This window comes from Streptomyces sp. A012304 (genome assembly GCF_026008495.1).
GTDB lineage: Bacteria > Actinomycetota > Actinomycetes > Streptomycetales > Streptomycetaceae > Streptomyces.
The window spans coordinates 14,900-38,867 of sequence record NZ_BQUN01000055.1 but is presented as its reverse complement, the minus strand read 5'-3'; the positions used below and the strand labels follow the sequence as shown (position 1 = coordinate 38,867).

The 23,968-nt window shown below is 73.0% G+C and carries 23 protein-coding genes; 19 read left to right on the top strand and 4 right to left on the bottom strand.

Annotated elements, in window-relative coordinates:
• Nucleotides 1–87: 87 nt before the first annotated feature.
• Nucleotides 88–624 carry a hypothetical protein gene (locus tag ALMP_RS12290; protein ID WP_264927004.1) on the bottom strand — a complete coding sequence of 179 codons (537 nt, stop codon included), beginning with the start codon at nt 622–624 and terminating at the stop codon, nt 88–90.
• 139 nt (nt 625–763) lie between these two features.
• Between ALMP_RS12290 and ALMP_RS12285 the strand changes: the two genes are divergently transcribed.
• A complete protein-coding gene (locus ALMP_RS12285) occupies nt 764–1,294 on the top strand; it encodes a YbjN domain-containing protein (protein ID WP_264927002.1) in 531 nt (176 codons plus the stop codon).
• A gap of 160 nt (nt 1,295–1,454) precedes the next feature.
• Here ALMP_RS12285 and ALMP_RS12280 read toward each other — a convergent pair whose 3' ends face one another.
• Both ALMP_RS12280 and ALMP_RS12275 read right to left on the bottom strand, forming a co-directional pair.
• Nucleotides 1,455–2,651, bottom strand: coding sequence for a pyridoxal phosphate-dependent aminotransferase (locus ALMP_RS12280; RefSeq protein WP_264927000.1), 1,197 nt, complete (start codon nt 2,649–2,651; stop codon nt 1,455–1,457).
• Between the two features lie 145 nt (nt 2,652–2,796).
• Nucleotides 2,797–2,952: a hypothetical protein gene (locus ALMP_RS12275; protein ID WP_264926998.1), complete on the bottom strand. Its 156-nt coding sequence runs from the start codon at nt 2,950–2,952 to the stop codon at nt 2,797–2,799.
• A 476-nt stretch (nt 2,953–3,428) separates the two neighbouring features.
• Here ALMP_RS12275 and ALMP_RS12270 point away from each other — a divergent pair, with 476 nt between their 5' ends.
• The 17 genes from ALMP_RS12270 (at nt 3,429) to ALMP_RS12190 (ending at nt 21,502) form a co-directional block, all read left to right on the top strand.
• A complete protein-coding gene (locus ALMP_RS12270) occupies nt 3,429–4,013 on the top strand; it encodes a DUF2617 family protein (RefSeq protein WP_264926996.1) in 585 nt (194 codons plus the stop codon).
• Between the two features lie 79 nt (nt 4,014–4,092).
• Nucleotides 4,093–5,655 (top strand): polyamine aminopropyltransferase, encoded by a 1,563-nt coding sequence (locus ALMP_RS12265; protein ID WP_264926994.1) that lies wholly within the window; start codon nt 4,093–4,095, stop codon nt 5,653–5,655.
• A gap of 175 nt (nt 5,656–5,830) precedes the next feature.
• On the top strand, nt 5,831–6,679 hold the full coding sequence (locus ALMP_RS12260) for an SRPBCC family protein (protein WP_264926992.1): 849 nt from the start codon (nt 5,831–5,833) through the stop codon (nt 6,677–6,679).
• A 41-nt stretch (nt 6,680–6,720) separates the two neighbouring features.
• The gene (locus ALMP_RS12255) at nt 6,721–7,527 is read left to right on the top strand and encodes an aldose 1-epimerase (RefSeq protein WP_264926990.1); all 807 of its coding nucleotides are present in this window, start codon (nt 6,721–6,723) and stop codon (nt 7,525–7,527) included.
• A 10-nt stretch (nt 7,528–7,537) separates the two neighbouring features.
• Nucleotides 7,538–8,086, top strand: a complete 549-nt coding sequence (gene pyrE, locus ALMP_RS12250) for an orotate phosphoribosyltransferase (RefSeq protein ID WP_264926988.1) — start codon at nt 7,538–7,540, stop codon at nt 8,084–8,086.
• A 129-nt stretch (nt 8,087–8,215) separates the two neighbouring features.
• Complete coding sequence (fbaA, locus tag ALMP_RS12245) at nt 8,216–9,247, top strand: class II fructose-bisphosphate aldolase (RefSeq protein WP_264926986.1); 1,032 nt, start codon at nt 8,216–8,218, stop codon at nt 9,245–9,247.
• Nucleotides 9,248–9,372: 125 nt separating this feature from the next.
• Nucleotides 9,373–9,786 (top strand): DUF3151 domain-containing protein, encoded by a 414-nt coding sequence (locus tag ALMP_RS12240; protein ID WP_264926984.1) that lies wholly within the window; start codon nt 9,373–9,375, stop codon nt 9,784–9,786.
• A gap of 155 nt (nt 9,787–9,941) precedes the next feature.
• Entirely contained in the window at nt 9,942–10,781 is an 840-nt protein-coding gene (locus ALMP_RS12235; RefSeq protein WP_264926983.1) for a tryptophan 2,3-dioxygenase family protein, read from the top strand.
• On the top strand, nt 10,774–11,970 hold the full coding sequence (gene kynU / locus ALMP_RS12230) for a kynureninase (RefSeq protein ID WP_264926981.1): 1,197 nt from the start codon (nt 10,774–10,776) through the stop codon (nt 11,968–11,970). The genes ALMP_RS12235 and kynU overlap by 8 nt, the downstream gene beginning before the upstream one ends.
• A 365-nt stretch (nt 11,971–12,335) precedes the next feature.
• Nucleotides 12,336–13,217 (top strand): alpha/beta hydrolase, encoded by an 882-nt coding sequence (locus tag ALMP_RS12225; protein WP_264926980.1) that lies wholly within the window; start codon nt 12,336–12,338, stop codon nt 13,215–13,217.
• A 297-nt stretch (nt 13,218–13,514) separates the two neighbouring features.
• Complete coding sequence (locus tag ALMP_RS12220) at nt 13,515–14,624, top strand: alpha/beta hydrolase family protein (protein ID WP_264927010.1); 1,110 nt, start codon at nt 13,515–13,517, stop codon at nt 14,622–14,624.
• Entirely contained in the window at nt 14,617–15,870 is a 1,254-nt protein-coding gene (locus ALMP_RS12215; protein ID WP_375803472.1) for an acyltransferase, read from the top strand. Before ALMP_RS12220 ends, ALMP_RS12215 begins: the two co-directional genes overlap by 8 nt.
• A gap of 10 nt (nt 15,871–15,880) precedes the next feature.
• On the top strand, nt 15,881–17,353 hold the full coding sequence (locus ALMP_RS12210) for a sensor histidine kinase (RefSeq protein ID WP_375803471.1): 1,473 nt from the start codon (nt 15,881–15,883) through the stop codon (nt 17,351–17,353).
• On the top strand, nt 17,350–18,024 hold the full coding sequence (locus ALMP_RS12205; RefSeq protein WP_264926979.1) for a response regulator transcription factor: 675 nt from the start codon (nt 17,350–17,352) through the stop codon (nt 18,022–18,024). Before ALMP_RS12210 ends, ALMP_RS12205 begins: the two co-directional genes overlap by 4 nt.
• A gap of 193 nt (nt 18,025–18,217) precedes the next feature.
• Nucleotides 18,218–19,570 (top strand): sensor histidine kinase, encoded by a 1,353-nt coding sequence (locus tag ALMP_RS12200; protein WP_264926978.1) that lies wholly within the window; start codon nt 18,218–18,220, stop codon nt 19,568–19,570.
• A complete protein-coding gene (locus ALMP_RS12195; protein WP_264926977.1) occupies nt 19,567–20,232 on the top strand; it encodes a response regulator transcription factor in 666 nt (221 codons plus the stop codon). The genes ALMP_RS12200 and ALMP_RS12195 overlap by 4 nt, the downstream gene beginning before the upstream one ends.
• A 49-nt stretch (nt 20,233–20,281) precedes the next feature.
• Nucleotides 20,282–21,502: a cytochrome P450 gene (locus tag ALMP_RS12190; RefSeq protein WP_264926975.1), complete on the top strand. Its 1,221-nt coding sequence runs from the start codon at nt 20,282–20,284 to the stop codon at nt 21,500–21,502.
• 85 nt (nt 21,503–21,587) lie between these two features.
• Here ALMP_RS12190 and ALMP_RS12185 read toward each other — a convergent pair whose 3' ends face one another.
• On the bottom strand, nt 21,588–22,439 hold the full coding sequence (locus ALMP_RS12185; RefSeq protein ID WP_264926973.1) for a diacylglycerol kinase family protein: 852 nt from the start codon (nt 22,437–22,439) through the stop codon (nt 21,588–21,590).
• A 242-nt stretch (nt 22,440–22,681) separates the two neighbouring features.
• Between ALMP_RS12185 and ALMP_RS12180 the strand changes: the two genes are divergently transcribed.
• Nucleotides 22,682–23,965, top strand: a complete 1,284-nt coding sequence (locus ALMP_RS12180) for an adenylosuccinate synthase (RefSeq protein WP_264926971.1) — start codon at nt 22,682–22,684, stop codon at nt 23,963–23,965.
• Nucleotides 23,966–23,968: the final 3 nt, after the last annotated feature.

The following is a 23,968-nucleotide window of genomic DNA, read 5'->3' as shown; positions in this document are numbered from 1 at the left end:
CTTCGCAACACTCCGCCCCGCTGGATGAGATCCAGCAGGGCGGAATTAACCAACAGCGTCCGGCTCCCCGGGGCGGGCCGCCGCCGCTCACATGGTGAACGCCGAGAACCGCACCAGCGCGCCGTCGGCGCCCTCGTACTCCACGCTGACCTGCGCGGCGGCCGCACCGAAGCCCGGGCGGGCCGAGCCGGGGAATTGTCCCGCGCCCTCCTCGGTGGTGCCCGAGAAGTCCAGGCTGAGGCACAGGTCGGCGGACTTCGGCACGCAGAACCGATTCCTCGGCTCGGGCGCCTGCGGATAGGTCCGTTCGAGCCAGTCGAGTGCCGCCGTCCGGGGCATCCGGAACTCGGCGCTGTAGTGCACGTCCTGCCAGGCCTGCACGGTGCATTTCGTGTCGTACGCCTCCTCGGGCAGCGTCGCCCCGCCGAACTCCAGCGCCTCCGCGCACGCCACCTCCCGCGGCCCCCGACCGGACCGGTCGTCCGAGGTCGCGCCCCGCACCACGGCCGTGACCAGCCAGATCAGGATCAGGGCGGGCAGTGCGGCGGCGGCCGCCACCAGGACCCACCGGGCCCGTCCCGGTCCTGCCGGCCGCATCGCCGTCCCGCCCCGAAGCCGTGCCATCGTGTCCCCGTCCCGTGCACTCGACCGTCACCGACCGGCCAGATCATGTCAGCCGACGGCTGACAGGCCCCGGCGGGGCTTGCCACCCCCCTCCCCGCATGGGGGAGGATGGCGGGATCCGTACGAAGGGAAAAACACGGTGAGCATCGACCCGTCCTCGATTCCGAACTTCGGGGGCCAGCCCGAGCCGCAGCCCCAGGGACCGGCGGGCCCCGTCGTCCCGGATCAGGACCTCGTGAAGCAGCTTCTCGACCAGATGGAGCTGAAGTACGTCGTCGACGACGAGGGTGACCTCGCGGCGCCGTGGGAGGAGTTCCGTACGTACTTCATGTTCCGTGGCGAGGGTGACCAGGCGGTCTACTCGGTGCGGACGTTCTACGACCGGCCCCACCAGATCGACGCCAAGCCGCAGGTGCTGGAGGCCATCGACGACTGGAACCGTCGCACCCTGTGGCCCAAGGTCTACACGCACACCCACGACGACGGCACCGTCCGCCTCATCGGCGAGGCGCAGCTGCTGATCGGCGCGGGCGTGAACATCGAACTGTTCGTCTCGTCGACGGTGAGCTGGGTGCGCGCCGCGATCGAGTTCGACAAGTGGCTCGTGGAACAGCTGGGCCTCGAGTCGGAGATCGACGAGGCGGAGAAGCCCGAGGAGGGCGACGAGTAAGGCCGCAGGGCCACCCCCGACGAACGAGAGCCCGGCCGGGGCCGCGACCACGCAGGGTCGCGGCCGGGCCGGGCTCTTGCCTCGTCCAGCGGTTCGCCGGGCAGCCGCCACCCACGGGCGGGCCGAGGACACCACCCCCCCGACCGCCGTGGGAGGGAGGTCACCGGGCCAGGGACTTCAGGCGTCGGGCCGCTTCCTCCAGCACGCCTGTCCGCTTGCAGAAGGCGAAGCGGACGAAGGGGGCGCCGGCCTCGCGGTGGTCGTAGAAGACCGCGTTGGGGATGGCGACCACCCCGGCCCGTTCCGGCAGGGCGCGGCAGAAGGCGTGGCCGTCGCTCTCGCCGAGGGGGCGGATGTCGGTGGTGATGAAGTACGTGCCGGCTGGGCGGAAGACCTTGAAGCCCGCCCGCTCCAGGCCGCTCGCGAGCAGGTCCCGCTTGGTCAGCATGTCCGCGCGGAAGTCCGCGAAGTACGAGTCGGGCAGGCGCAGGGCCTCGGCCACGGCGTACTGGAAGGGCCCGGAGGCGACGTACGTCAGGAACTGCTTGGCCGAACGGACGGCCGAGACGAGTTCCCGGGGCGCCGTCACCCAGCCGACCTTCCAGCCGGTGAACGAGAACGTCTTGCCGGCACTGCCGATGGTGACCGTCCGCTCCCGCATCCCCGGCAGCGTCGCCAGCGGCACGTGCTCGGCGTCGTCGAAGACCAGGTGCTCGTACACCTCGTCGGTGACGACCAGCAGGTCCCGCTCCACCGCCAGCTCGGCGATCGCGGTCAGCTCCGCACGGGTGAGGACCGTACCCGTCGGGTTGTGCGGGGTGTTGACCAGCAGCAGCCGCGTCCGGTCGGTCACCGCGTCGCGCAGCTCGTCGAGGTCCAGCCGGAACCGCGCGGCCTCGGCGTCCGGCCGCAGCGTCACCGGCACCCGCGCGGCGCCCGCCATCGCGATGCACGCCGCGTACGAGTCGTAGTACGGCTCCAGCGCGACGACCTCGTCACCCGGCTCCAGCAGCGCCAGCAGCGCGGCCGCGATGGCCTCCGTCGCGCCCGCCGTGACCAGCACCTCCGTGTCGGGGTCGAAGGACAGCCCGTAGCGGCGCAGCTGGTGCGCGGCGATCGCGGTGCGCAGCTCGGGCACACCCGGCCCCGGCGGGTACTGGTTGCCGCGCCCGTCGCGCAGCGCCCGCACGGCCGCCTCCCGGATCTCCTCCGGCCCGTCCGTGTCCGGGAACCCCTGACCGAGATTGATCGAGCCGGTCTTCAGGGCGAGGGCGGACATCTCGGCGAAGATCGTCGTCCCGAACTCGGTGAGACGGCGGTTGAGGAAGGGACGTGCGGTGGAGGTCATGCCGGTCATCCTGCGCCGAAGCTCTGGACTTCCTCAAGTGTGCTTTGGCCGGTGAGGCGGCCGGGCATCCCCCGTTCACGCACCGCTCACCCGGTGCGCGAGGCGCCCACGGGGGGCCGCTTCGGGGGATTCGAAAGGAGGGTGACGCCATGACCTACGGCTTCATCCTGACGCTCTTCGTGGTCCTGGTCGGGGTGGTGGTGCTCGCCGCCCGCAGGAAGGCCCACAGCACGCGGCAGCGCACGCGCGCGGCCCGCGCCGGCCGGTCGTCCCGCAGCTCGTCCAGCGGCAGCGGCGACAGCGGCAGCACGAGCGGAAGCTGGTGGGCCGGGGGCGGAGACTCCGGTTCCTCGTCCTGCGGCGGCGGCTCGTCGTCCTGCGGAGGAGGCGGCGGATGCGGTGGAGGCAGCTGACACGGGGCAGCTGAGCTCCCCCAGGGGGAGCCGCATCCGGACCGCGGGGCCCGCCCCTGACCGCTCGGGCCCCGCGGTCGTACCTCGTCCGGGGGCGCGTGGACGCACGTCCGAGCCGCACGGCGCACGCCGTGGTTGAACAGTTGAGCAGTGGCGCCCTCTGAGGGATGGAAACCCCACGAAGTTGGGTAAAAACGCTGTGGCGGCACCACCGTTCATGATTCCCTCTAATCCACCAACGCAGCCCTCGGACTCCCGGACGTCCCGCGCGGACGCCCTTCCCGAACCGGGCCGGCCGGGGCCTGTCCCCCGGCGACGACCAGGGTGCGGCGGACCTACCCCTTTTTCTTTTGCGTTCTAGCGGAGTCGATCCATGCTCAGGACCCTGAACACGTCCTACACCGACACGCGCGCGGCCGACCTGGCCTGGGCCCTGGGGCGGGAGCCGCTGCCCGCCCTCGCCACGCTCGACCTCGAACTGTCCGGGGCGAAACTCCAGTTGAGGCTGCTCGGCGCGTCGCACCAGGTGCTGCTGGAGGAGGAACAGGGCTGTTGTTCCGAGACTGTCGCGTGCATCCCCGGCAGCAGCACCCCCCTCCCGCTCGGCGTGTCCAAACGTGTGGGCGACTGGGAGTACGAGTTCGCCGCCCGTGTCGAGGCCCTGACACCCGGTCAGTTCGCGGGCCGCGCCCAGGAACTGCTGGCCCTCGTCTCCGACCATCCGCACGGCCTCGTCGGCGTCTTCCCCGGCAGCCCACACGCCTTCACCGCCCTGCTCGCCCAGCACCACGAGGGGCATGTGCACTGGCGCACCTGGCACGCCTACCCGCAGGACGGCCAGCTCGTGGCGACCAGGACCCGGGTCGGGGTCCGCGCGCCGGCGAACTCCCACGGTCTGTGCCAGGTGCCCGCCCCCGCCTCCGGAGCTGCCGCTCCTTCCGGGGTTCGCGTGCGGTAAACCCCGGCGCCGGACAATCCTCGGGTTCCACACGTGTGGGTGACATAACGCTCCGCACTCGTGACGTAACGTCGCAGTCGTGATCGAACCGCACGCCCCCGCCCCGCCCGGTGCCCCTCCCCCCTGGCGTGGCCCCGCGCGGCTCCCGGTCCGGCCGGACACCGGGCGGCTGCTGGTCCTCGCGTGCGTCTTCGTCTGCGCGGCCTGTGGACTGGTGTACGAACTCGAACTCGTCGCCCTCGCCTCCTACTTGATGGGCGACTCGGTCACCCAGGCGTCCGTCGTGCTGTCCGTCATGGTGTTCGCGATGGGCATCGGCTCCCTCGCCGCCAAACGGCTGCGCCGGCTCGCCGCCGCCGGGTTCGCCGCGGTCGAGGTGACGCTCGCCCTGGTCGGCGGCTTCAGCGCGCTCGCCCTGTACGCCGTCTTCGCGTGGACCGGCGACTGGGGCGGCCTGTGGGGCAACGGCCCGCGCGTCCTGCTGGTCACCTTCTCCCTCGCCATCGGCCTGCTCATCGGCGCCGAGGTGCCCCTGCTGATGGAGCTGATCCAGCGCATCCGCCGCCAGGAGGCCGGCTGCGCCGTCGCCGACCTGTTCGCCGCGGACTACGTCGGCGCGCTCGTCGGCGGTCTCGCCTTCCCCTTCCTGCTGCTGCCCCTCCTCGGCCAGCTCACCAGCTCCCTGCTGACCGGCGCGGTCAACGTCGTCGCCGGCGGTGCCCTCGTCCTCGGCCTGTTCCACCGCGACCTCACCCGCCGCGCCCGCTGGCTGCTGCTGACCGCCAACGTCACCGTGCTCGGCGTCCTCGCCTCCGCCACCGCCTTCGTCGACGACTTCGAACGCGCCGCCCGCCACGCCGTCTACGGCGAGGACGTACGGGTGGCCGTGCGCACCGGCGTCCAGGAGGTCGTCCTCACCGGCGGCAGCCACGGCCGTCCCCTCGGCCTCTACCTCGACGGCCGGCTCCGGGCCGGCGGACACGACGAGGGCCGCTACCACCGCGCCCTGGTCCACCCCGCGATGCACGGCCCCCACACCCGCGTCCTGGTCCTCGGCGGCGGCGACGGACTGGCCACCCGCGAGGTCCTCACCCACCACCGCGCCCACCGCGTCGACGTCGTCGATACCGACCCCGGCCTGATCGGACTGGCCCGCACCGACGCGGCCCTCGCCCGGCTCAACGGCCACGCCTTCGCCGACCCGCGCGTCCGGGTCACCATCGCCGACGTCTTCCGCCATCTGCGCCGGACCCCTCCGGCGGCGTACGACGTGGTGATCGCCGACCTGCCCGACCCGGGCATCACCGCCAGCACCAAGCTGTACTCCCAGGAGTTCTACGGCCTCGCCCGCCGCGCCCTGCGGCCCGGCGGCCGGCTCGTGGTCCACGCGGGCCCGGCCGTCTCCCGCCCCCGCGTCTTCTGGACCGTCGAGGCGACCCTGCGCGCGGCCGGCCTGCGCACCGCCGCCTACCGGGTCGACGGCATCGGCACCGGCCCCGGCCGCCACCCGCGCGACCGGGGTTTCGTCCTGGCCACCGCCGCCGACGCCCGGCCGTCCCTGCGCCTCGGCCACCACGCGCGGGCACTGCGCACCCCGGTGACGGGGCTACGGGCCTCGACGCTGGTGCATCCGCGGTACTAGCGGTTTGGCGGACCAGCGGATCAGCGGATTGGCGGACTGGTGGACCAGCGGTACGGGCAGGGCGGGGAGGGACCGGAGCCGGGAGGACCGGGAGAGTACGCGCGGTGGGCGTGCGCGTCAGGCGAATCAGGTTTCGGCGGGTGCTTCCACCGGCCCCTGGGTAGGCTCCGCTCTCATGGAGCAAGAGGTGTTCGTTCCGGTACCGGCCGAGCGGCTGCGGGCGGCCCTCGCCGACCCCGCGCAGGTGGCCCGGGCGGTCCCCGGGCTCCAGCAGGACGCCGGTACCGAGCCTGTCGCGGGCCGGCTGAAGCTGCGCGTCGGCGGCCACACCATCACCTACCGGGGCGCGCTGCGGGTCGTCTCCCGCGAGGACGGCACGTACGGCGTCGAGGGCGACGCGACCGAGGCCCGTGGCTCCGGGTCGGTCCGGCTCCGGCTCACCCTGCGCCCGCGCGCCACCGGCGACGGCACCACCCTGCGCTTCGAGGGCACGGCGACGGCGGACGGCCGTATCGCGGAACTGCCGGCGGAGGCGGTGGGCACGGCGGTCGCCCGGCTGCTGAGCCGCTTCGCGGAGAACCTGGCGGAGACGGCGGACGTCCGGCCACCGGAGGCCGAGATTCCCCCGCCGGGCACCGACGACGCCGACCGGATCGTCGAGGAGACCGCCACCGGCATCGTCGAGGAGACCGCCACCGGGGACGAGGCCGACGGCGGGGCGGACGCCGTCGGCAGGGACGAGGGCGACGGCGAGAAGGACGCCGTCGGTAAGGGCGATGTCGTCGGCCGGGAAGATTCCGCTTCTTCCGGGGAGCCGCCCGCCGAGGCCGCGCACGCGCGCCGCACGATGATCGGGCGCAGCGCCGAGGAGGTCGACCACGCCCCGCCGCGCGGCCGGTACGCACCGGTCCCCGCCCCGCAGACCGTCGCCCCGGGGAACACCCTGCGCTGGGCGGCCCCGGCCGCCGCGTTCGTCGTCGCGTCGGCGATCGTCGTGGGCCGCGCGCTGCGCCGGCGGCGCTGAGGCCCTCTTGCCCGCCGTGATCACCCCAGTAGGGTCGTCCCGTGAGTAACGAAGACATCACGCTGACCGCGGGCGACGCGGAGGTGACCGTGCAGCCCGGCAACGGCGGACGGGTCGGAGGGCTGCGCGTCGGCGGGACGGAACTGCTGCGGCAGGGCGAGCGGTTCGGCTGCTTCCCGATGGTCCCCTGGTGCGGGCGGATCAGGGACGGCCGCTTCCTGGACGGAGCGACCCTCCGCCAGATGCCGCTGAACGCCCCGCCGCACGCCATCCACGGCACTGTCCGCGACGGCGCCTGGCGGGTGGCCCGCAGCTCGGCCGACGAGGCGGTGCTGACGTACGACCTGGTGGAGCCCTGGCCGCACCCCGGCCGGGTCACGCAGATCGTCGCGCTGAGCGAGGACGCCCTGACGCTCAGCATGGCGGTGGAGACGTACAGTTCGTCGTTCCCGGCGCAGATCGGCTGGCATCCCTGGTTCAACCGGGCCCTCATGGGCAAGGACGGCACCGTCGGCGAGGACGTGCGGCTCGACTTCTCGCCCGCCTGGCAGGAGGAGCGCGGCGACGACCACCTGCCCACCGGTAACCGTGTCGAGCCGAAGCCGGGCCCCTGGGACGACTGCTTCGGCATGCCGGACGGCGTCGCCGTCACCCTCACCTGGCCCGGACAGCTCAGCGTCGAGGTGACCAGCCCGGAGCAGTGGGTCGTCGTCTACGACGAGCAGGAGGCGGCCGTGTGCGTGGAGCCGCAGACCGGCCCGCCCAACGGCCTCAACACCCTCCCGCGCCTGGTCACACCCCTGGAGCCGCTGGAGGCCACGACGACCTGGCGGTGGACCCGCCTCTAAGCTGGTCGGCATGACGGACACACGCGGCGCGCTGCTGCAGCAGATCAAGGACAAGGCCGTGGTGCACGGCAAGGTGACCCTGTCGTCGGGTCTGGAGGCCGACTACTACGTCGACCTGCGCCGCGTCACCCTCGACGGCGAGGCCGCCCCGCTGGTCGGCCAGGTGCTGCTGGACCTCACCGCCGAGCTGGACTTCGACGCCGTCGGCGGCCTGACCATGGGCGCCGACCCGGTCGCGGCCGCAATGCTGCACGCCGCCGCGGCGCGCGGCCGCCGGCTGGACGCCTTCGTCGTGCGCAAGGCGGCGAAGGCGCACGGGCTCCAGCGGCGCGTCGAGGGCCCGGACATCGCGGGCCGCCGGGTCCTGGTCGTCGAGGACACCTCCACCACCGGCGGTTCCCCGCTCACCGCCGTGGAGGCCGTGCGCGAGGCGGGCGCCGAGGTCGTGGCCGTGGCGACCATCGTGGACCGGGCGACCGGTGCCGCCGAGAAGATCCAGGACGGTGCGGGCGTGCCCTACCTGTACGCGTACTCCAAGGACGAGCTGGGCCTGGACTGACCGGCGGGCGGACACCCGCTGGAGCATCGGGCCATGTCTGGAAAGATGGGGACGACGATGACGTCGCACCCAAGGTCTAGGTCAGGGCCGTAAACGCAGAAGCAACCCGCACACCCAAGGAGCGGACGAATGCCCATCGCAACCCCCGAGGTCTACAACGAGATGCTCGACCGGGCGAAGGCAGGCAAGTTCGCCTACCCGGCCATCAACGTCACCTCGACCCAGACCCTGCACGCGGCTCTGCGCGGCTTCGCGGAGGCGGAGAGCGACGGCATCATCCAGATCTCGACCGGCGGCGCCGAGTTCCTGGGCGGCCAGTACAGCAAGGACATGGTCACGGGCGCCGTCGCCCTGGCGGAGTTCGCGCACATCGTCGCCGAGAAGTACCCGGTGACCGTCGCCCTGCACACCGACCACTGCCCGAAGGACAAGCTCGACGGGTACGTCCGTCCGCTGCTCGCGGTCTCCGAGGAGCGCGTCAAGGCCGGCCGCAACCCGCTGTTCCAGTCGCACATGTGGGACGGCTCCGCCGAGACCCTCGCCGACAACCTGGAGATCGCCCAGGAGCTGCTCGTCCGGGCCGCCGCCGCGAAGATCATCCTGGAGGTCGAGATCACCCCGACCGGCGGCGAGGAGGACGGCGTCTCGCACGAGATCAACGACTCCCTGTACACGACGGTCGACGACGCGATCCGTACGGTCGAGGCGCTCGGCCTCGGCGAGAAGGGCCGCTACCTGCTCGCCGCGTCCTTCGGCAACGTCCACGGCGTGTACAAGCCGGGCAACGTCGTGCTCCGCCCCGACCTGCTGAAGGAGCTGAACGAGGGCGTCGCCGCCAAGTTCGGCAGGCCGGCCGGCTCCCAGCCCTTCGACTTCGTCTTCCACGGCGGCTCCGGCTCCACGGAGGAGGAGATCGCCACCGCCCTGGAGAACGGCGTCGTGAAGATGAACATCGACACGGACACCCAGTACGCCTTCACCCGTCCGGTCGCGGACCACATGTTCAAGAACTACGACGGCGTCCTGAAGGTCGACGGCGAGGTCGGCTCGAAGAAGACCTACGACCCGCGCACCTGGGGCAAGCTGGCCGAGGCCTCGATGGCGGCCCGCGTCGTCGAGGCGACGCAGAACCTGCGGTCGGCGGGCACCAAGATCAAGTAGTTTCCGCCCGACTCCAAGGTCGGCAGTCGAGCCCGGTGCGACGGCACCGGGCTCGCTGTGTTCGTTGGTGGCGCGGGCGTCGGGACCGTACGGCCATCGCCGTGTCCATCCCCCAGACTGGACCCATGTCCATTCACGAAAACCTCCTCGGGGGCCCGCCCCCGACCCACCTCCCCGACGACCCGGAGCCCCGCGAACTCCTCGCGAACGGCACACCCCCCGCCGACGTCGCCGCCAAGCACCCCACGTCCTCCCTGGCCTGGGCCCAGCTCGCGGACGACGCCTTCGAGCGCGGCAGCGTCGTCGAGTCGTACGCCTACGCCCGTACGGGCTACCACCGCGGCCTGGACGCCCTGCGCCGCAGCGGCTGGAAGGGCCACGGCCCGGTCCCCTGGGAGCACGAGCCGAACCGCGGCTTCCTGCGCGCCCTGCACGCCCTCGCCCGCGCCGCCGGGTCGATCGGCGAGCAGGAGGAGTACGAGCGCTGCACGCAGTTCCTGAAGGACTCCTCCCCGACGGCGGCCCAGACCCTCGGCTAGGTTCCGGTCGGCCGGAGAAGCCCGGGCCCGCCTGCGCGATCAGGCGGGCCTTGCGCTTTCGGGTGACGATGCGCAGGATGCCCCTGGGGACCGGGGCCCCCGTGTCGATACGGCAGGGGCGGACCGCTACCCGGAGTACACAACAGGAGACAGCGATGTCCCACGAGGCTCCCGAGGCTCACGAGCCGGAGACCCCGCACCTCGACTTCGCAGGCACGACGCCGTACGAGGACTACGTCAAGGCGGACGTGCTCACCCACCTCCAGCACACCCTCTCCGACGACCCCGGAGAGATGGTCTTCCTGGTCACGACCCAGGTCATGGAGCTGTGGTTCACGGTGATCGTCCACGAGTGGGAGACGGCGGCCCGCGCCCTGCGCTCCGACGACGTGCCGACGGCGATCGCCGCCCTGAAACGTTCCGTACGGGAACTGGAGGCGCTGAACGCCTCCTGGAAGCCGCTCGGGCAGCTCACGCCGGCCCAGTTCAACTCCTATCGCGCCGCCCTCGGCGAGGGCTCCGGCTTCCAGTCCGCGATGTACCGGCGGATGGAGTTCCTGCTGGGCGAGAAGTCCGCGTCCATGCTGGTCCCGCACCGCGGCGCGCCCCGCGTCCACGCGGAACTGGAGAAGGCGCTGCACGAGCCGAGCCTGTACGACGAGGTGCTGCGCCTGCTGGCCCGGCGCGGGCACGCCGTCCCGGAGGCCGTGCTCACCCGTGACGTCGCCCGCCGCTACGAGCCGTCCCTGGAGGTCGAGGCGGTGTGGACCGCCCTCTACTCGGGTGACGAGAGCGACGAGCTCGCCCGGCTCGGCGAGGCGCTGACCGATGTCGCCGAGCTGGTGTGGCGCTGGCGCAACGACCACCTCGTCGCCACCCGCCGCGCGATGGGCGCGAAGGCCGGCACGGGCGGCTCGGCCGGCGTGGCCTGGCTGGAGAAGCGCGCCCAGAAGAACGTCTTCCCGGAGCTGTGGACGGCGAGGTCCCATGTCTGAACTCGCCTCCAAGGCCGCAGAGCTGGACGCCGGGGACCGACTCGCCGCCAAGCGCGCCGAGTTCGCCCTGGAGGACGACGTCGTCTACCTCGACGGCAACTCGCTGGGCGCCCTGCCGGTGTCCGTCCCCGGGCGCGTCGAGGACGTCGTACGCCGCCAGTGGGGCGAGCTGCGCATCCGCTCCTGGGAGGAGAGCGGCTGGTGGACGGCGCCGGAGCGGATCGGTGACCGGATCGCGCCGCTGGTGGGCGCGGACGCCGGCCAGATCGTCGTCGGAGACTCCACGAGTGTCAACGTCTTCAAGGCGGTCGTGGCGGCGGTCCGGATGGCCGGGGACGGCCGGGACGAGATCCTCGTCGACGCCACCACCTTCCCGACGGACGGGTACATCGCCGGGTCGGCGGCCCGGCTGACGGGGTCCCGGCTGCGTCCGGTGGCCCCGGCGGACGTGCCGGCGGCCCTGTCGGACCGTACGGCCGCCGTGCTGCTGAACCACGTCGACTACCGCACCGGCCGGCTGCACGACCTGCCGGCGCTGACCGCCGCCGCGCACACCGCGGGCGCGCTCGCCGTCTGGGACCTGTGCCACAGCGCGGGCGCCCTGCCGGTCGGCCTCGACGAGCACGGCGTCGACCTCGCGGTCGGCTGCACCTACAAGTACCTGAACGGCGGCCCCGGCTCACCGGCGTACCTGTACGTGCGCCGCGACCACCAGGACCGCTTCGACTCCCCGCTGCCCGGCTGGAACTCCCACGTCGAACCCTTCGGCATGCGCCCGGGGTACGAACCGGCGGCAGGCGCGCTGCGGGGGCGCGTGGGCACCCCCGACATCCTGTCCATGCTCGCCCTGGAGGCGGCCCTCGATGTCTGGCAGGGGGTCTCCGTCGACGCCGTCCGCGCCAAGTCCCTCGCCCTGACGGACTTCTTCCTGGAGTGCGTCACGGCGTACGTCCCCCAGGGCCGCGTGGAGTCCCTGACCCCGTCCGCCCACCCCGAACGCGGCAGCCAGGTCGCCCTGCGCTGCGACGACGCCGGCAAGATCATGAAGCATCTCGTCGAACGCGGCGTCGTCGGCGACTTCCGCCACCCGGACGTCCTCCGCTTCGGCTTCACACCGCTGTATGTCGGCTTCGGGGACGTGGAGAGGGCGGCCCGGGTTCTGGGGGAGGTGGTGAGCGGCCGTATGTGACGGTGAGGGGCCGTCTGGGGCGGGGGTCGCCGTCTGTGACGTGAGGGGCCGTCTGGGGGCCGCCGGTCTGTGACGGGGGTGGCCGTCTGTGGTGGGGGTGGCCCTCTGCGGCGGGGGGCGGCTGCTTGTTGCGGAGGGTGGCCGTGGGGGTGTCTGTGGCCGGGCTGACCCGGCTCGCGGCCTCCGCGGCCGGGCCAGGGGCGTAGGTGTAACGAATCTGCAGAACCGTTAAACCCTCACCGAGCGTGACATCCCCGTGTCCCCGCACGTCACCGTCCTGATAGCGTCCCCGCCAACGGCCGAATTCTCACCTGGTCCGCCTACCCGTTCCGTCCAAACCCGTTTAGTCGCTGAGAGGTTGGAGCATGCCGGACGACGTCGTCGCAGCCCGGGCCGCCGCCGAAGAGGAGTCGGCCTTCTCGCACCCGGCGGTCGACCCCGACACCACCGCCCCCTACGGCGACCACCCCGACCAGGTGATCGACTTCTACGCGCCCCGGGGACCGGGAGGGCCGGGTGGCCCCGCGCCGCTGGTCGTCGTCCTGCACGGCGGTGCCTGGCGCGCGCCGTACGACCGTCGGCACGTCACGCCGTTCGCGGACTTCCTGGCCCGGCAGGGCTTCGCCGTGGCCAACGTCGAGTACCGGCGGGGGGCGCAGGGCGAGCCGTCCGGGCAGTCCCCGGTCGCCGGCCGCTGGCCCGAGACCTTCGACGACGTGGCCGCCGCACTGGACGCGCTGCCCGCCCTCGTCCGGGAGGCCCTGCCCCAGGCCGACCCGCGCCGCATGGTGCTCACCGGGCACTCGGCGGGCGGTCACCTCGCCCTGTGGGCCGCCGCCCGGCACGTACTGCCCGCCGACGCCCCCTGGCGCACCGGCGGCCCCGCCCCGCTGCGGGGCGTCGTCGCGCTCGCCCCGATCGCGGACCTCGAGATCGCCGAGAAGCTCGAGGTGTGCGCGGGCGCGTCCTGTCAACTTCTCGGTGGCGACGAGCACTTCGCCGAGCGACGGCCGTACGCCGACCCCGCGCTGCTGCTGCCGACCGGCATCGCGACGACGCTGGTCCAGGGCCGCACCGACCTGGTCGTTCCGCAGGCGGTCGCCGAGTCGTACGCGGATGCGGCGGCGAAGGCGGGCGAGGTGGTGGGCCTGACGCTGCTGGAGGACGTCGGTCATTTCCCGCTGATCGATCCGGTGGCGGACGCGTGCGCGGTGGTGGCGGAGGAGATCGCACAGCTGGCTTGGTGAGAGCTGGGGGCTGTGCGGGCTCTGCCGGCTCTGTTGGCTCTGCCCTGCTCCGCCGGTTCTGCCGAGGACCCTGCGGTGGCGGTGGCGGTTTCGCCGGAGCCTGTCGAGACGCGCCCCGAGACGCCCTTCGTGTGCCCCTGACGTGGCGTCCCGGTCATACCCGTAGTACCTGAGAGCTACGTCTGAGGACAGCTCCTCGGCGGGACGCGAGCGACGTCCGCCGATCCGTAACTTCGCGTCCAGTGAAGCCCGATGGCGATGGCCGGGCGGGGCGGACCGGACGGGGAGGGGCGGGCGATGGGGTTCGGCGCGGGCGGTGAGCGGGGGCCGGAGCGTGGTGGCGGGCGGGGCCGTGGGCACGGTGGTGGCCGTGGTCGTGGGCACGGTGGTGGTCGTGGTCGTGGGTCGGCTGATCAGCCGCGGCGCCATGAGCGGGAAACGGTCGGGGGCCGCCGTTGGTTCCGACTCCTGCTCGCCGTCCTCGTCACCGCCGCCGTGGTCGTCCCCCTCACCGCCGCGGTCCGGCCGCCGCAGGTCCCCGCCCCGGCCCCCGCCGCCCTCCCCGCGCTGACGGCGGCGACGCTGGAGCGGGCGTACGCGGCCAACCGGGCCAACGCCGAGCAGGCGTCCCGGATGGCCGCCGACCACGGGGACCGGCGCCGCGCGGCGGCCGACCGCGCGCTGGCGGCGCCGACCCGCAGACTGCTCTCCTTCGACGGCCGGGGCGCCGGCCTCGCGACCGAGGTCTTCGGCGACCTCGCCCACGCCGACCGCGTCGCGGTCCTCGTGCCGGGCTCCGACACCTCGCTCGACACCTACGGCCGGTTCCACGCGGCCGCGGCCGCCCTGCACCAGCGGCTCACCCGACAGGCGGCCGGCCCGGGCAGCCGTACCGCTGTGGTGGCCTGGCTCGGCTACACCACCCCGGCCACCGTCAGCACGTCCGTGACCACCACGGACCGGGCCGACGAAGCGGCCCCGGCGCTGCGGGAGTTCCTCCGCGACCTGCGCCGCGTCACCGGCCCGCACACCCGGGTGGCCCTCCTGTGCCACTCCTACGGCTCGGTGGTCTGCGGCCGGGCCGCCGACGGCCTGGACGTCGACGACCTGGTCCTGCTCGGCAGCCCGGGCACGGGCGCCGACTCGGCGGCCGACCTGCACACCCGCGCGCGGGTGTGGGCGGCCAGAGGCACCGACGACTGGGTGGCGGACGTCCCGCACGTCAGCGTCGGCCTGTTCGGCACGACGCTCGGCTTCGGCACGGACCCGGTGTCGCCGTCCTTCGGCGCCGACGTCTTCGCCGCCGGCGACGGCGGCCACAGCGACTACTTCCGACCGGGCTCGGCCTCCCTGGCCAACCTCGCCCGGATCGTCCTCGGCGAGACCACGGAGGTCACCCGTGCCTGAGACCGACCCCCACCCGGCACGGCCCGCCACGCGCCCCCACCGCCCGTGGGCCGGGATACGGCAGGCCGCCGGCCGGCTCGACGCCGCCACGCCCGCCGGTCGCGACCGGGCCGTCGACGCGCTGCGCGCCCTGGCGATTCTCGGCGTCGTCCTGGGGCACTGGCTGGTGACCGCCCTCGTCCCGGACGGCGACGCCCTGCGCACCGCGAGCCCGCTCCAGTCCATGCCGTGGCTGGCCCCGGTGTCCTGGACGTTCCAGACACTCGCGGTGTTCTTCATGGTGGGCGGCCATGTGGCGACCCGGAGCCGCGCCTCGGCCCGCGCACGGGGCGTGACCTACGGCGCGTGGCTGCGGAGCCGGATGGCCCGGCTGTTCACACCGGTCGTCGCCGTCCTCGCGGTGTGGACGGTGGCGGCGCTCGCGCTGCTGCTCGGCGGGGCGTCGTTCGTCACCGTGCGCACCCTGGTGAAGCTCGCGCTGTCCCCCCTGTGGTTCCTGCTGGTGTTCGCGGCGCTGACCGCGGCGACCCCGCTGCTGGCCCGGCTGAACCCGCTGTGGCCACTGGCCGTCGTACTCCATGTGGACCTGGTGCGCTTCGGCCTCGACGGCCCGTCCTGGCTCGGCTGGGTCAACGTGGCGGCGGGCTGGCTCGTGCCGTACACCCTGGGCGCTGCCTGGACGCGCGGCGAGCTGGAGCGTCCGCGCGCGGGCTGGATGCTGCTGACCGGCGGCGCGGCGGTCACCACGGTGCTCATCGCGTGGGCGGGCTATCCGGCGTCGATGGTGGGGGTCCCCGGGGAGGGCGTGTCCAACCTCGACCCGCCGACGCTGGCGGCCGTCACCTTCGGCCTGGCCCAGTGCGGCCTCGCCCTGCTGCTGCGCGACCACCTGCGCCGCGCCATGCGGCGGCCGGTGGCCTGGGCGGCGGTGGCCCTGGTGAACCTCTCCGCGATGACCGTTTTCCTCTGGCACCAGACGGCCCTGATGGCGACCACCGTCACCGGCCTCCTCGCCGGCCGCCTGCCCGGCCTGCACACGACTCCCGACGGGTGGGACTGGATCGGCGCCCGCCTGCTGTGGCTGCCGGTGTTCGCCCTGGCGCTGGCGGTGTGCTGGGCGGCGTTCCACGGCTTCGAACACCGCCCCCGCCGTCGCGGCGGCCGCCGCTCCCGGGTGATCCGCGCCCACCGTCGTGCCGGACGGCGTGTCGGACAGAGGACGGCGAAGGCGGTCCACAGTGCCTAGGGTTGAGCCCGTGACCGGCGAGGAGAGCAGCAGCCCCCACGACCGCGCCACCCCCGCACCCCCACGTCCGTCCCGTGTGCGTCACCTCCGCGCCGTCCTCGGCGCGACACCCCGGCGGCGGACGGACACCACGCGCCCCCGGGCCGTGTCGCGGTGGCGGGGCCTGCGCTGGCTGCGGGTGCCGGGATACGTGGTGGTGTGCTGGATCGCCCTCGGTATATCCCTGGCCGGCACGGAACAGATGGGCCGCTACGACCTGAGCGTGGACCTGGCCGTGGTGACCTCGTTCGCGCAGGGCGGAGCCGTCGTCCTCGCGCTGTGGCGGCCGGTCCCCGCGTGGGCGCTGTCCCTGGCCGGCACCGTCGTCGCCGCGGTGGCCGCCCGGCCGATCCTGGTGGGGCATCCGCTCCCGGGGCCCGACTGGCCGTGGAACCACTCCGAAGTCCTGGCCCACGCCATCGTGCTGCTGTTCCTGGCGCTCCGCGTGCCCAGCCGGGTGTCCCTCGCCGCGCTGGCCGGCACCGGCATGGCGACCTGGGTGATCCAGGGCCTGGTCGGCGGGGCGACGTACACCTCGACGGGTGTCACGGCCGTCGCGGTCTTCGCGGTGGTCGTCCTCGTCGGCACCGCCTTCCGTGGCCTCGGCGAGGCCCGCACCCAGCTCGTCGAGCAGGAGACCATCACCGCCGAGGAACGCGCCCGCCGCACCCTCCTGGAGGAGCGCAACCGCATCGCGCGCGAACTGCACGACGTGGTCGCCCACCACATGTCCGTGATCTCCATCCAGGCCCAGGTCGCCCCGCACCTGGTGGACAACCCGTCCGAGGAGCTGAGGGAGAACCTGGAGGGCATCCGGCACAACGCGCTGGAGGCGCTCGCGGAACTGCGCCGCGTCCTCGGCGTGCTGCGCTCCGAGAACCCCGACGACCCCTACGGCCTCGGCGCGGCCGGCGCCGGATCCGCCCCGGACGCGCCCCAGCCCACCCTCGATCGCCTCGACGCCCTCATCGACAACACCCGCGCCGCCGGGCTGCGGGTGGTCACCGAGATACGCGGCGAGGCCCCGGCGTACCCTCCGGGCGTGCAGCTGTCGGCCTACCGCATCGTCCAGGAGGCCCTGAGCAACGCGCTGCGGCACGCACCCGGCTCCGAGGTGCGCGTCGCCCTCACCCACGACCGCGGAGGCCTGCACCTGGAGGTGACCAACTCCCGCCCGAGCGGCCACGTCCGGCCGTCCCCCGGCGCGGGCCACGGCCTGCTCGGCATGCGGGAGCGCGCCACGATGCTGGGCGGCCACGTCACCGCCCACCCCACCCTGCACGGCGGCTTCTCCGTCACGGGCTACCTCCCCAGGGACGGCACGGCGTCCCCGCCCCCTGAGGACGGGCCCCCGCCCCCGGACCTCGAACTGATCTTCCCCGACGACCACCGGCCCCCGGCCTCCGGGAAACCCGCGCCCCCGACAGGAGAGGACGGCCCATGACGAGCGGCACCATCCGCGTACTGATCGCCGACGACCAGCAGATGGTCCGGCAGGGCTTCACCGTGCTGCTCAACGCCCACCCGGGGATCGAGGTCATCGGGCAGGCGGTCGACGGGCTGGACGCCGTGGCGAAGGTCGCCGAACTGTCGCCGGACGTGGTCCTGATGGACATCCGCATGCCGGAGCTGGGCGGCATCGAGGCCACCCACCGCATCACCGTCGCCCACCCGGACATCAGAGTGCTGGTCCTGACCACCTTCGACCTCGACGAGTACGTGTACGAGGCGCTGCGCGCCGGGGCGTCCGGGTTCCTGCTGAAGGACGCCTCCGCCGACCAGCTCGCGGAGGCGGTGCGGGTCGTGGCGGCCGGTGACGCCCTGCTCGCGCCCGGCATCACCCGCAAGCTGATCGCCGAGTTCTCCCGGCTGAACGAGACGCCCCGCGCCCCGCTGAAGGAGCGCGTCGGCGATCTCACCGAGCGTGAGACGGAGGTCCTCACCCTCATCGCGCAGGGCCTGTCCAACGCGGAGATCGCCCGTCACCTCGTCGTCGCGGAGCAGACCGTGAAGACGCACGTGGGCCGCATCCTGGTGAAGCTGGGCCTGCGCGACCGCACCCAGGCGGCGGTCTTCGCGTACGAGTCGGGCCTGGTGAGACCCTCCGGCTACTGACCCGGCCCACTCATGACCCCCGGGGTCCTGGACGCGGCCCGCCCGCAGCGCTCCGGGCCCCCCGGACAGCGACCCGGCCCACCCCTGCCCCCCATGTACAGACCCGGCCCACCCGTAGTACTTCAGAGGGACCCGGCAGAACCCCCCTCACTGGTGACGACCGCGACACCGGCCGCCGCCTACCGTTCCGAATGTGACCGAGACGACGCAGACGCATATGACGCCCCCGGAAGACCCGTACGGCGCCTACCGGCCGAGCAGCCCGGAGTTCCGGGCGGCCATGGACGCTCTGCGCGGGCTGCGACAGGACCTGTTCCACGAGGCCTTCGCCTACCGCCCGCTGCCCCGCAGGGAGCCCACCGGCCCCCTGACCCGCCGGCTGACCGGCCGCCGGCGCGAGTACGCGACCTGGCGGTCGCACGCCCTGATCGCGGCCGGCGGCCTGCTGGCGCTGTTCAGCGCGTGGGTGGACGGCGAAGGCACCACGACGGCCGTCGTGTGCGGCCTGCTCGCCCTCGCCCCGGTCCTGTTGACGCTGGTCCGCCCGGTCGGCGCGTTCTGGCTGTCGCTGCTGTCCACCACGCTCGTCGCCGCCATCGGCACGGCGTGGAGCAACTGGCCGTGGCTGCCCGGGAGTTTCATCTCCCACCTGGTGGTGCTGACGGTCGTGGCCGTCCGCACCCGGCCCCGGACGGCGGCGTGGATGTGGCTGCTGACGGCGCTCTACGGCTTCATAGCCGACACCGCCTTCGGCTGGGGCCACTACAGCAACAATGTCGCGCCCATGCTGGTGACCTCCGCGATAGCCCTGCTCGCCGTGACCGTCTGGCACATACGCCGACAGGCGCAGCAGGAGGTGACCGCCCAGCAGACGGTGACCGCGCACGAGCGCTCCCGCCGCACCCTGCTGGAGGAGCGCACCACCATCGCCCGCGAGCTGCACGACGTGGTCGCCCACCACATGTCGGTGGTCGCCATCCAGGCGGAGGCAGCGCCCTACCGGGTGGAGAACCCGCCGGAGGAGCTGGAGAAGGCGTTCGCCACGATCCGGGAGAACGCGGTGGCGGCCCTCACCGAGCTGCGCCGGGTGCTGGGCGTGGTCCGCGCCGAGGACTACGAGGCGCCGGACGCCCCGCAGCCCACGCTCGCCGAGCTGGACGCGCTGCTCGCCAATGTGCGGGAGGCCGGCCTGGAGGTGGAGAAGGTGGTGACGGGCGCGGTGCGGGAACTGCCGCAGGGTGTGGAGCTGTCGGCGTACCGCATCGTCCAGGAGGCCCTGAGCAACACCCTGCGGCACGCGCCGGGGGCGGGCGCCCGCGTGGAGATCGGCTATGTCCTCGGTGGCCTGGGCCTGCGTGTCGTCAACGGCCCGCCGCCCAACCCGTCCCTGGTGAAGCCCTCGCCCGGGGCCGGGCACGGCATCACGGGCATGCGCGAGCGGGTCTCCATGCTGAACGGCGAGATGACGGCGGACCCCACGGAGCAGGGCGGCTACGAGGTGACGGTGTTCCTGCCGGTGCCCGCCGCCGGTGAGGTCGGGGCATGACCATCCGGGTCCTCATCGCGGACGACCAGATGATGGTCCGCGAAGGCTTCTCCGTCCTGCTGAACGCGATGCCCGACATCGAGGTCGTCGGTGAGGCCGTCAACGGCCGGGAGGCGGTGGCGCGCGTGCGGGAGCTGTCCCCCGACGTGGTCCTGATGGACATCCGCATGCCGGAGATGAACGGCATCGAGGCGACGCGGGAGATCGTCGCGGCGGACGGCACGGCGAAGGTCCTGGTGCTGACCACCTTCGACCTCGACGAGTACGTCTACCAGGCCCTGCGCGCCGGGGCCTCCGGCTTCCTGCTGAAGGACGCCTCGGCCCGCCAGCTGGCGGACGGCGTGCGGGTGGTGGCGGCCGGCGAGGCCCTCCTCGCCCCCTCCGTCACCAGACGTCTGATCACCGAGTTCTCCAAGCTCACCGACGGCCCCCGCCTGTCCCGCACCGCCCAGGCGTCCTACGGCGACCTCACCGAACGTGAGACGGAGGTCCTGGTGCTGATCGCCCACGGACTGTCCAACGCGGAGATCGCGGAGCGGCTGGTGGTCGCCGAGTCGACGATCAAGACCCATGTGAGCCGGATCCTGGTGAAACTGGGCCTGCGCGACCGTACGCAGGCGGCGGTGTTCGCGTACGAGTCGAGGCTGGTGACACCGGGGTAGGACGGGTACGGCCCTGGTCAGCAGCCCGACGAGCGGTTAGCGTCCGGGCATGACAGTGGCTGATGACCTCGCGTTCGACCCCTGGGACCCGGCGTTCGTGGCCGACCCGTATCCGGCCTACGCCGAGCTGCGGGGGCGTGGCCGAGTGGTCTACTACGAGCCCACCGACCAGTGGCTGGTTCCCCGGCACGCTGACGTGTCGGCGCTGCTGCGCGAGCGGCGGCTGGGGCGGACGTATCAGCACCGCTTCACCCATGAGGAGTTCGGGCGGACGGCGCCGCCGGCGGAACACGAGCCGTTCCACACGCTGAACGACCACGGGATGCTCGATCTGGAGCCGCCGGACCATACCCGGATCCGGCGCCTGGTGTCGAAGGCGTTCACACCGCGCACGGTGGAGCAGCTCAAGCCGTATGTGCGGAAGCTGGCCGGCGAGTTGGTGGACGGGCTGGTCGCGGCGGGCGGCGGGGATCTGCTCACCGATGTCGCCGAGCCGCTGCCGGTCGCGGTGATCGCGGAGATGCTGGGCATCCCGGACGCGGACCGGCCGCTGCTGCGGCCCTGGTCGGCGGACATCTGCGGGATGTACGAGCTGAACCCGTCGCAGGAGACGGCGGCGAAGGCCGTGCGTGCTTCGGTGGAGTTCTCCGCGTATCTGCGGGAGCTGATCGCGGCCCGGCGCGAGGAGCCGGGGGAGGACCTGATCTCGGGGCTGATCGCGGCACACGACGAGGACGACCGGCTGACCGAGCAGGAGATGATCTCCACGGCGGTCCTGCTGCTGAACGCCGGACACGAGGCGACGGTGAACGCCACGGTCAACGGCTGGTGGGCGCTGTTCCGCAACCCCGACCAGCTCGCCGCGCTGCGCGCGGACCACTCCCTGATCCCGTCCGCCGTCGAGGAGCTGATGCGCTACGACACCCCGCTCCAGCTCTTCGAACGCTGGGTGCTGGACGAGATCGAGATCGACGGGACGGTGATCCCCCGGGGCGCGGAGATCGCGATGCTGTTCGGCTCCGCCAACCACGACCCGGAGGTGTTCCGCGACCCCGGCCGGCTGGACCTGACCCGCGTCGACAACCCGCACATCTCCTTCAGCGCCGGCATCCACTACTGCATCGGCGCGCCCCTGGCCCGCATCGAACTGGCGGCCTCCATGGCGGCGCTCCTGGAGCGAGCACCGACGCTGGCCCCGGTGGCGGAGCCGAAGCGGAAGCCGAACTTCGTGATCCGGGGCCTGGAGGGACTCGGCGTCGAGGTGAGGTGATCACGTCTGGGCCGACCGCAGGGTGTGTCCAGGGAGATGACCGGCGCGGATCCGGCCGAGGCGATCACCGGCTCGCCGCCGGACCTCACCGCCCCGGCAGCATCAGCCCCAGGCCCCCCTCCCGCACCGTCCACGTCCTTCTGCGGACCGGGCCCGCGACGCCCGCGTCGGCGCGGTAGCGGAAGTCGGCGCCGGAGACGGTCACCGTCCGGCCCCGGGCCTGGAGGGGGGAGGCCTCCGCGCCCACCGACAGGGGACGGACCTCGACGACCGCCGTGCCGGAGGCGTCCGGGGTCACCGACACCGTCTCCACCGGCTGGTCCAGGCCGACGAGCGTCTCGCCGTCCACCTCCACCCGCAGCCGGGTCGGCCCCGGCGGGACGGGGGCGGAGGCGCATCGGGACGGCCGGGAGGGCACCAGGGTCCGCACCAGCGACTGGCAGGTCCGCAGCAAGGGCCGTATCCCGCCCGCGAGCGCCGCCTCACCGGAGGGGGAGCCCGGCACCGCCGGGATCCGCAGCGTCCCCAGCACCACCCCGTCGCTGTCGTCGACCAGCAGGTCCAGCCGCCGCTCGGCACCGTCCAGCACGGCCCGCGCCGCCGCCACCGCGCTCGTGGGGACGCCCAGCGCGTGCGCGACGCCCAGGGCGCTGCCCACCGGCACCACCGACAGCACACATTCGGCCAGCGCCCGCTGCCGGTGCAGCAGCGCCACCGCACGGGTCAGCGCACGGTCGTCACCGACGACCACCGGCCGTCGCGCGCCGCGCCGCGCCAACGCCCGGGCGAACTCCTCGGGCCCCTCCGGTAGGCACACTTTCGCGGCCGCACCCGCGCTGAGCACGTCTTTCGCGATCCTCACGGACTCTCCGTCCGTCCTCCGGGCGACCGGATCGATGATCACCAGCAGCTGGTCCGCCGTCGCGAAAGTCGCCACCTCGGTCCTGCCTCGCTTCCTCGGGTAGCATCTTTGTGCAAGAGCCCCTTGCGCTATTGCGCCAGGGGCTTCGTCTATTCCGGGGCATCCGGGTCCGACGGTGTGCGGCCGACGACGGTCGCGGTGCGGCCAACGACGGTCGCGGTACTGCGGCCGACGACGGTCGCGGTGCACGCGGTGGAGCAAGCCTCCGCGTACGCCCCTGACCCTGGACATGCCCCACCCGGAAGGGGTGTACGCGCGTGCCCGCACTTGTGCTGCTCGGTGCTCAGTGGGGTGACGAAGGCAAGGGGAAGGCGACCGACCTGCTCGGTGGCTCGGTGGACTACGTAGTGCGCTACCAGGGCGGCAACAACGCCGGCCACACGGTCGTCGTGGGCGACCAGAAGTACGCACTCCACCTCCTCCCTTCCGGAATCCTCTCGCCCGGATGTACGCCGGTCATCGGCAACGGAGTCGTCGTCGACCCCTCGGTGCTGCTCTCCGAGCTGAGCGGTCTGAACGAGCGCGGCGTCGACACGTCGAAGCTGCTGATCAGCGGCAACGCGCACATCATCACGCCATACAACGTGACTGTCGACAAGGTGACGGAACGCTTCCTCGGAAAGCGGAAGATCGGCACCACCGGCCGCGGCATCGGCCCGACCTACGCCGACAAGATCAACCGGGTCGGCATCCGTGTGCAGGACCTGTACGACGAGTCGATCCTCCAGCAGAAGGTCGAGGCGGCCCTCGACGTCAAGAACCAGCTGCTCACCAAGCTCTACAACCGCCGCGCGATCGCCGTGGACCAGGTCGTGGAGGAGCTCCTGGACTACGCCGACAAGCTGCGGCCGTACGTCGCGGACACGGTCCTGATCCTCAACCAGGCCCTGGAGGAGGACAAGGTCGTCCTGTTCGAGGGCGGCCAGGGCACGCTGCTGGACATCGACCACGGCACGTACCCCTTCGTCACCTCCAGCAACCCCACCGCCGGCGGTGCCTGCACCGGCGCCGGTGTCGGCCCGACGAAGATCAGCCGCGTCATCGGCATCCTCAAGGCGTACACGACCCGTGTCGGCGCCGGCCCGTTCCCGACCGAGCTGTTCGACGAGGACGGCGAGGCGCTGCGCCGCATCGGCGGCGAGCGGGGCGTCACCACCGGCCGTGACCGCCGTTGCGGCTGGTTCGACGCGGTCATCGCCCGCTACGCCACCCGCGTCAACGGCCTGACCGACTTCTTCCTCACCAAGCTCGACGTCCTCACCGGCTGGGAGGAGATCCCGGTCTGCGTCGCCTACGAGATCGACGGCCGGCGCGTCGAGGAGCTGCCGTACTCGCAGTCGGACTTCCACCACGCGAAGCCGGTCTACGAGATGCTGCCGGGCTGGAGCGAGGACATCAGCAAGGCGAAGTCCTTCTCCGACCTGCCGAAGAACGCCCAGAGCTACGTCAAGGCGCTGGAGGAGATGTCCGGCGCCCCGATCTCCGCGATCGGCGTGGGCCCGGGCCGGGACGAGACGATCGAGATCAACTCGTTCCTGTAGGGA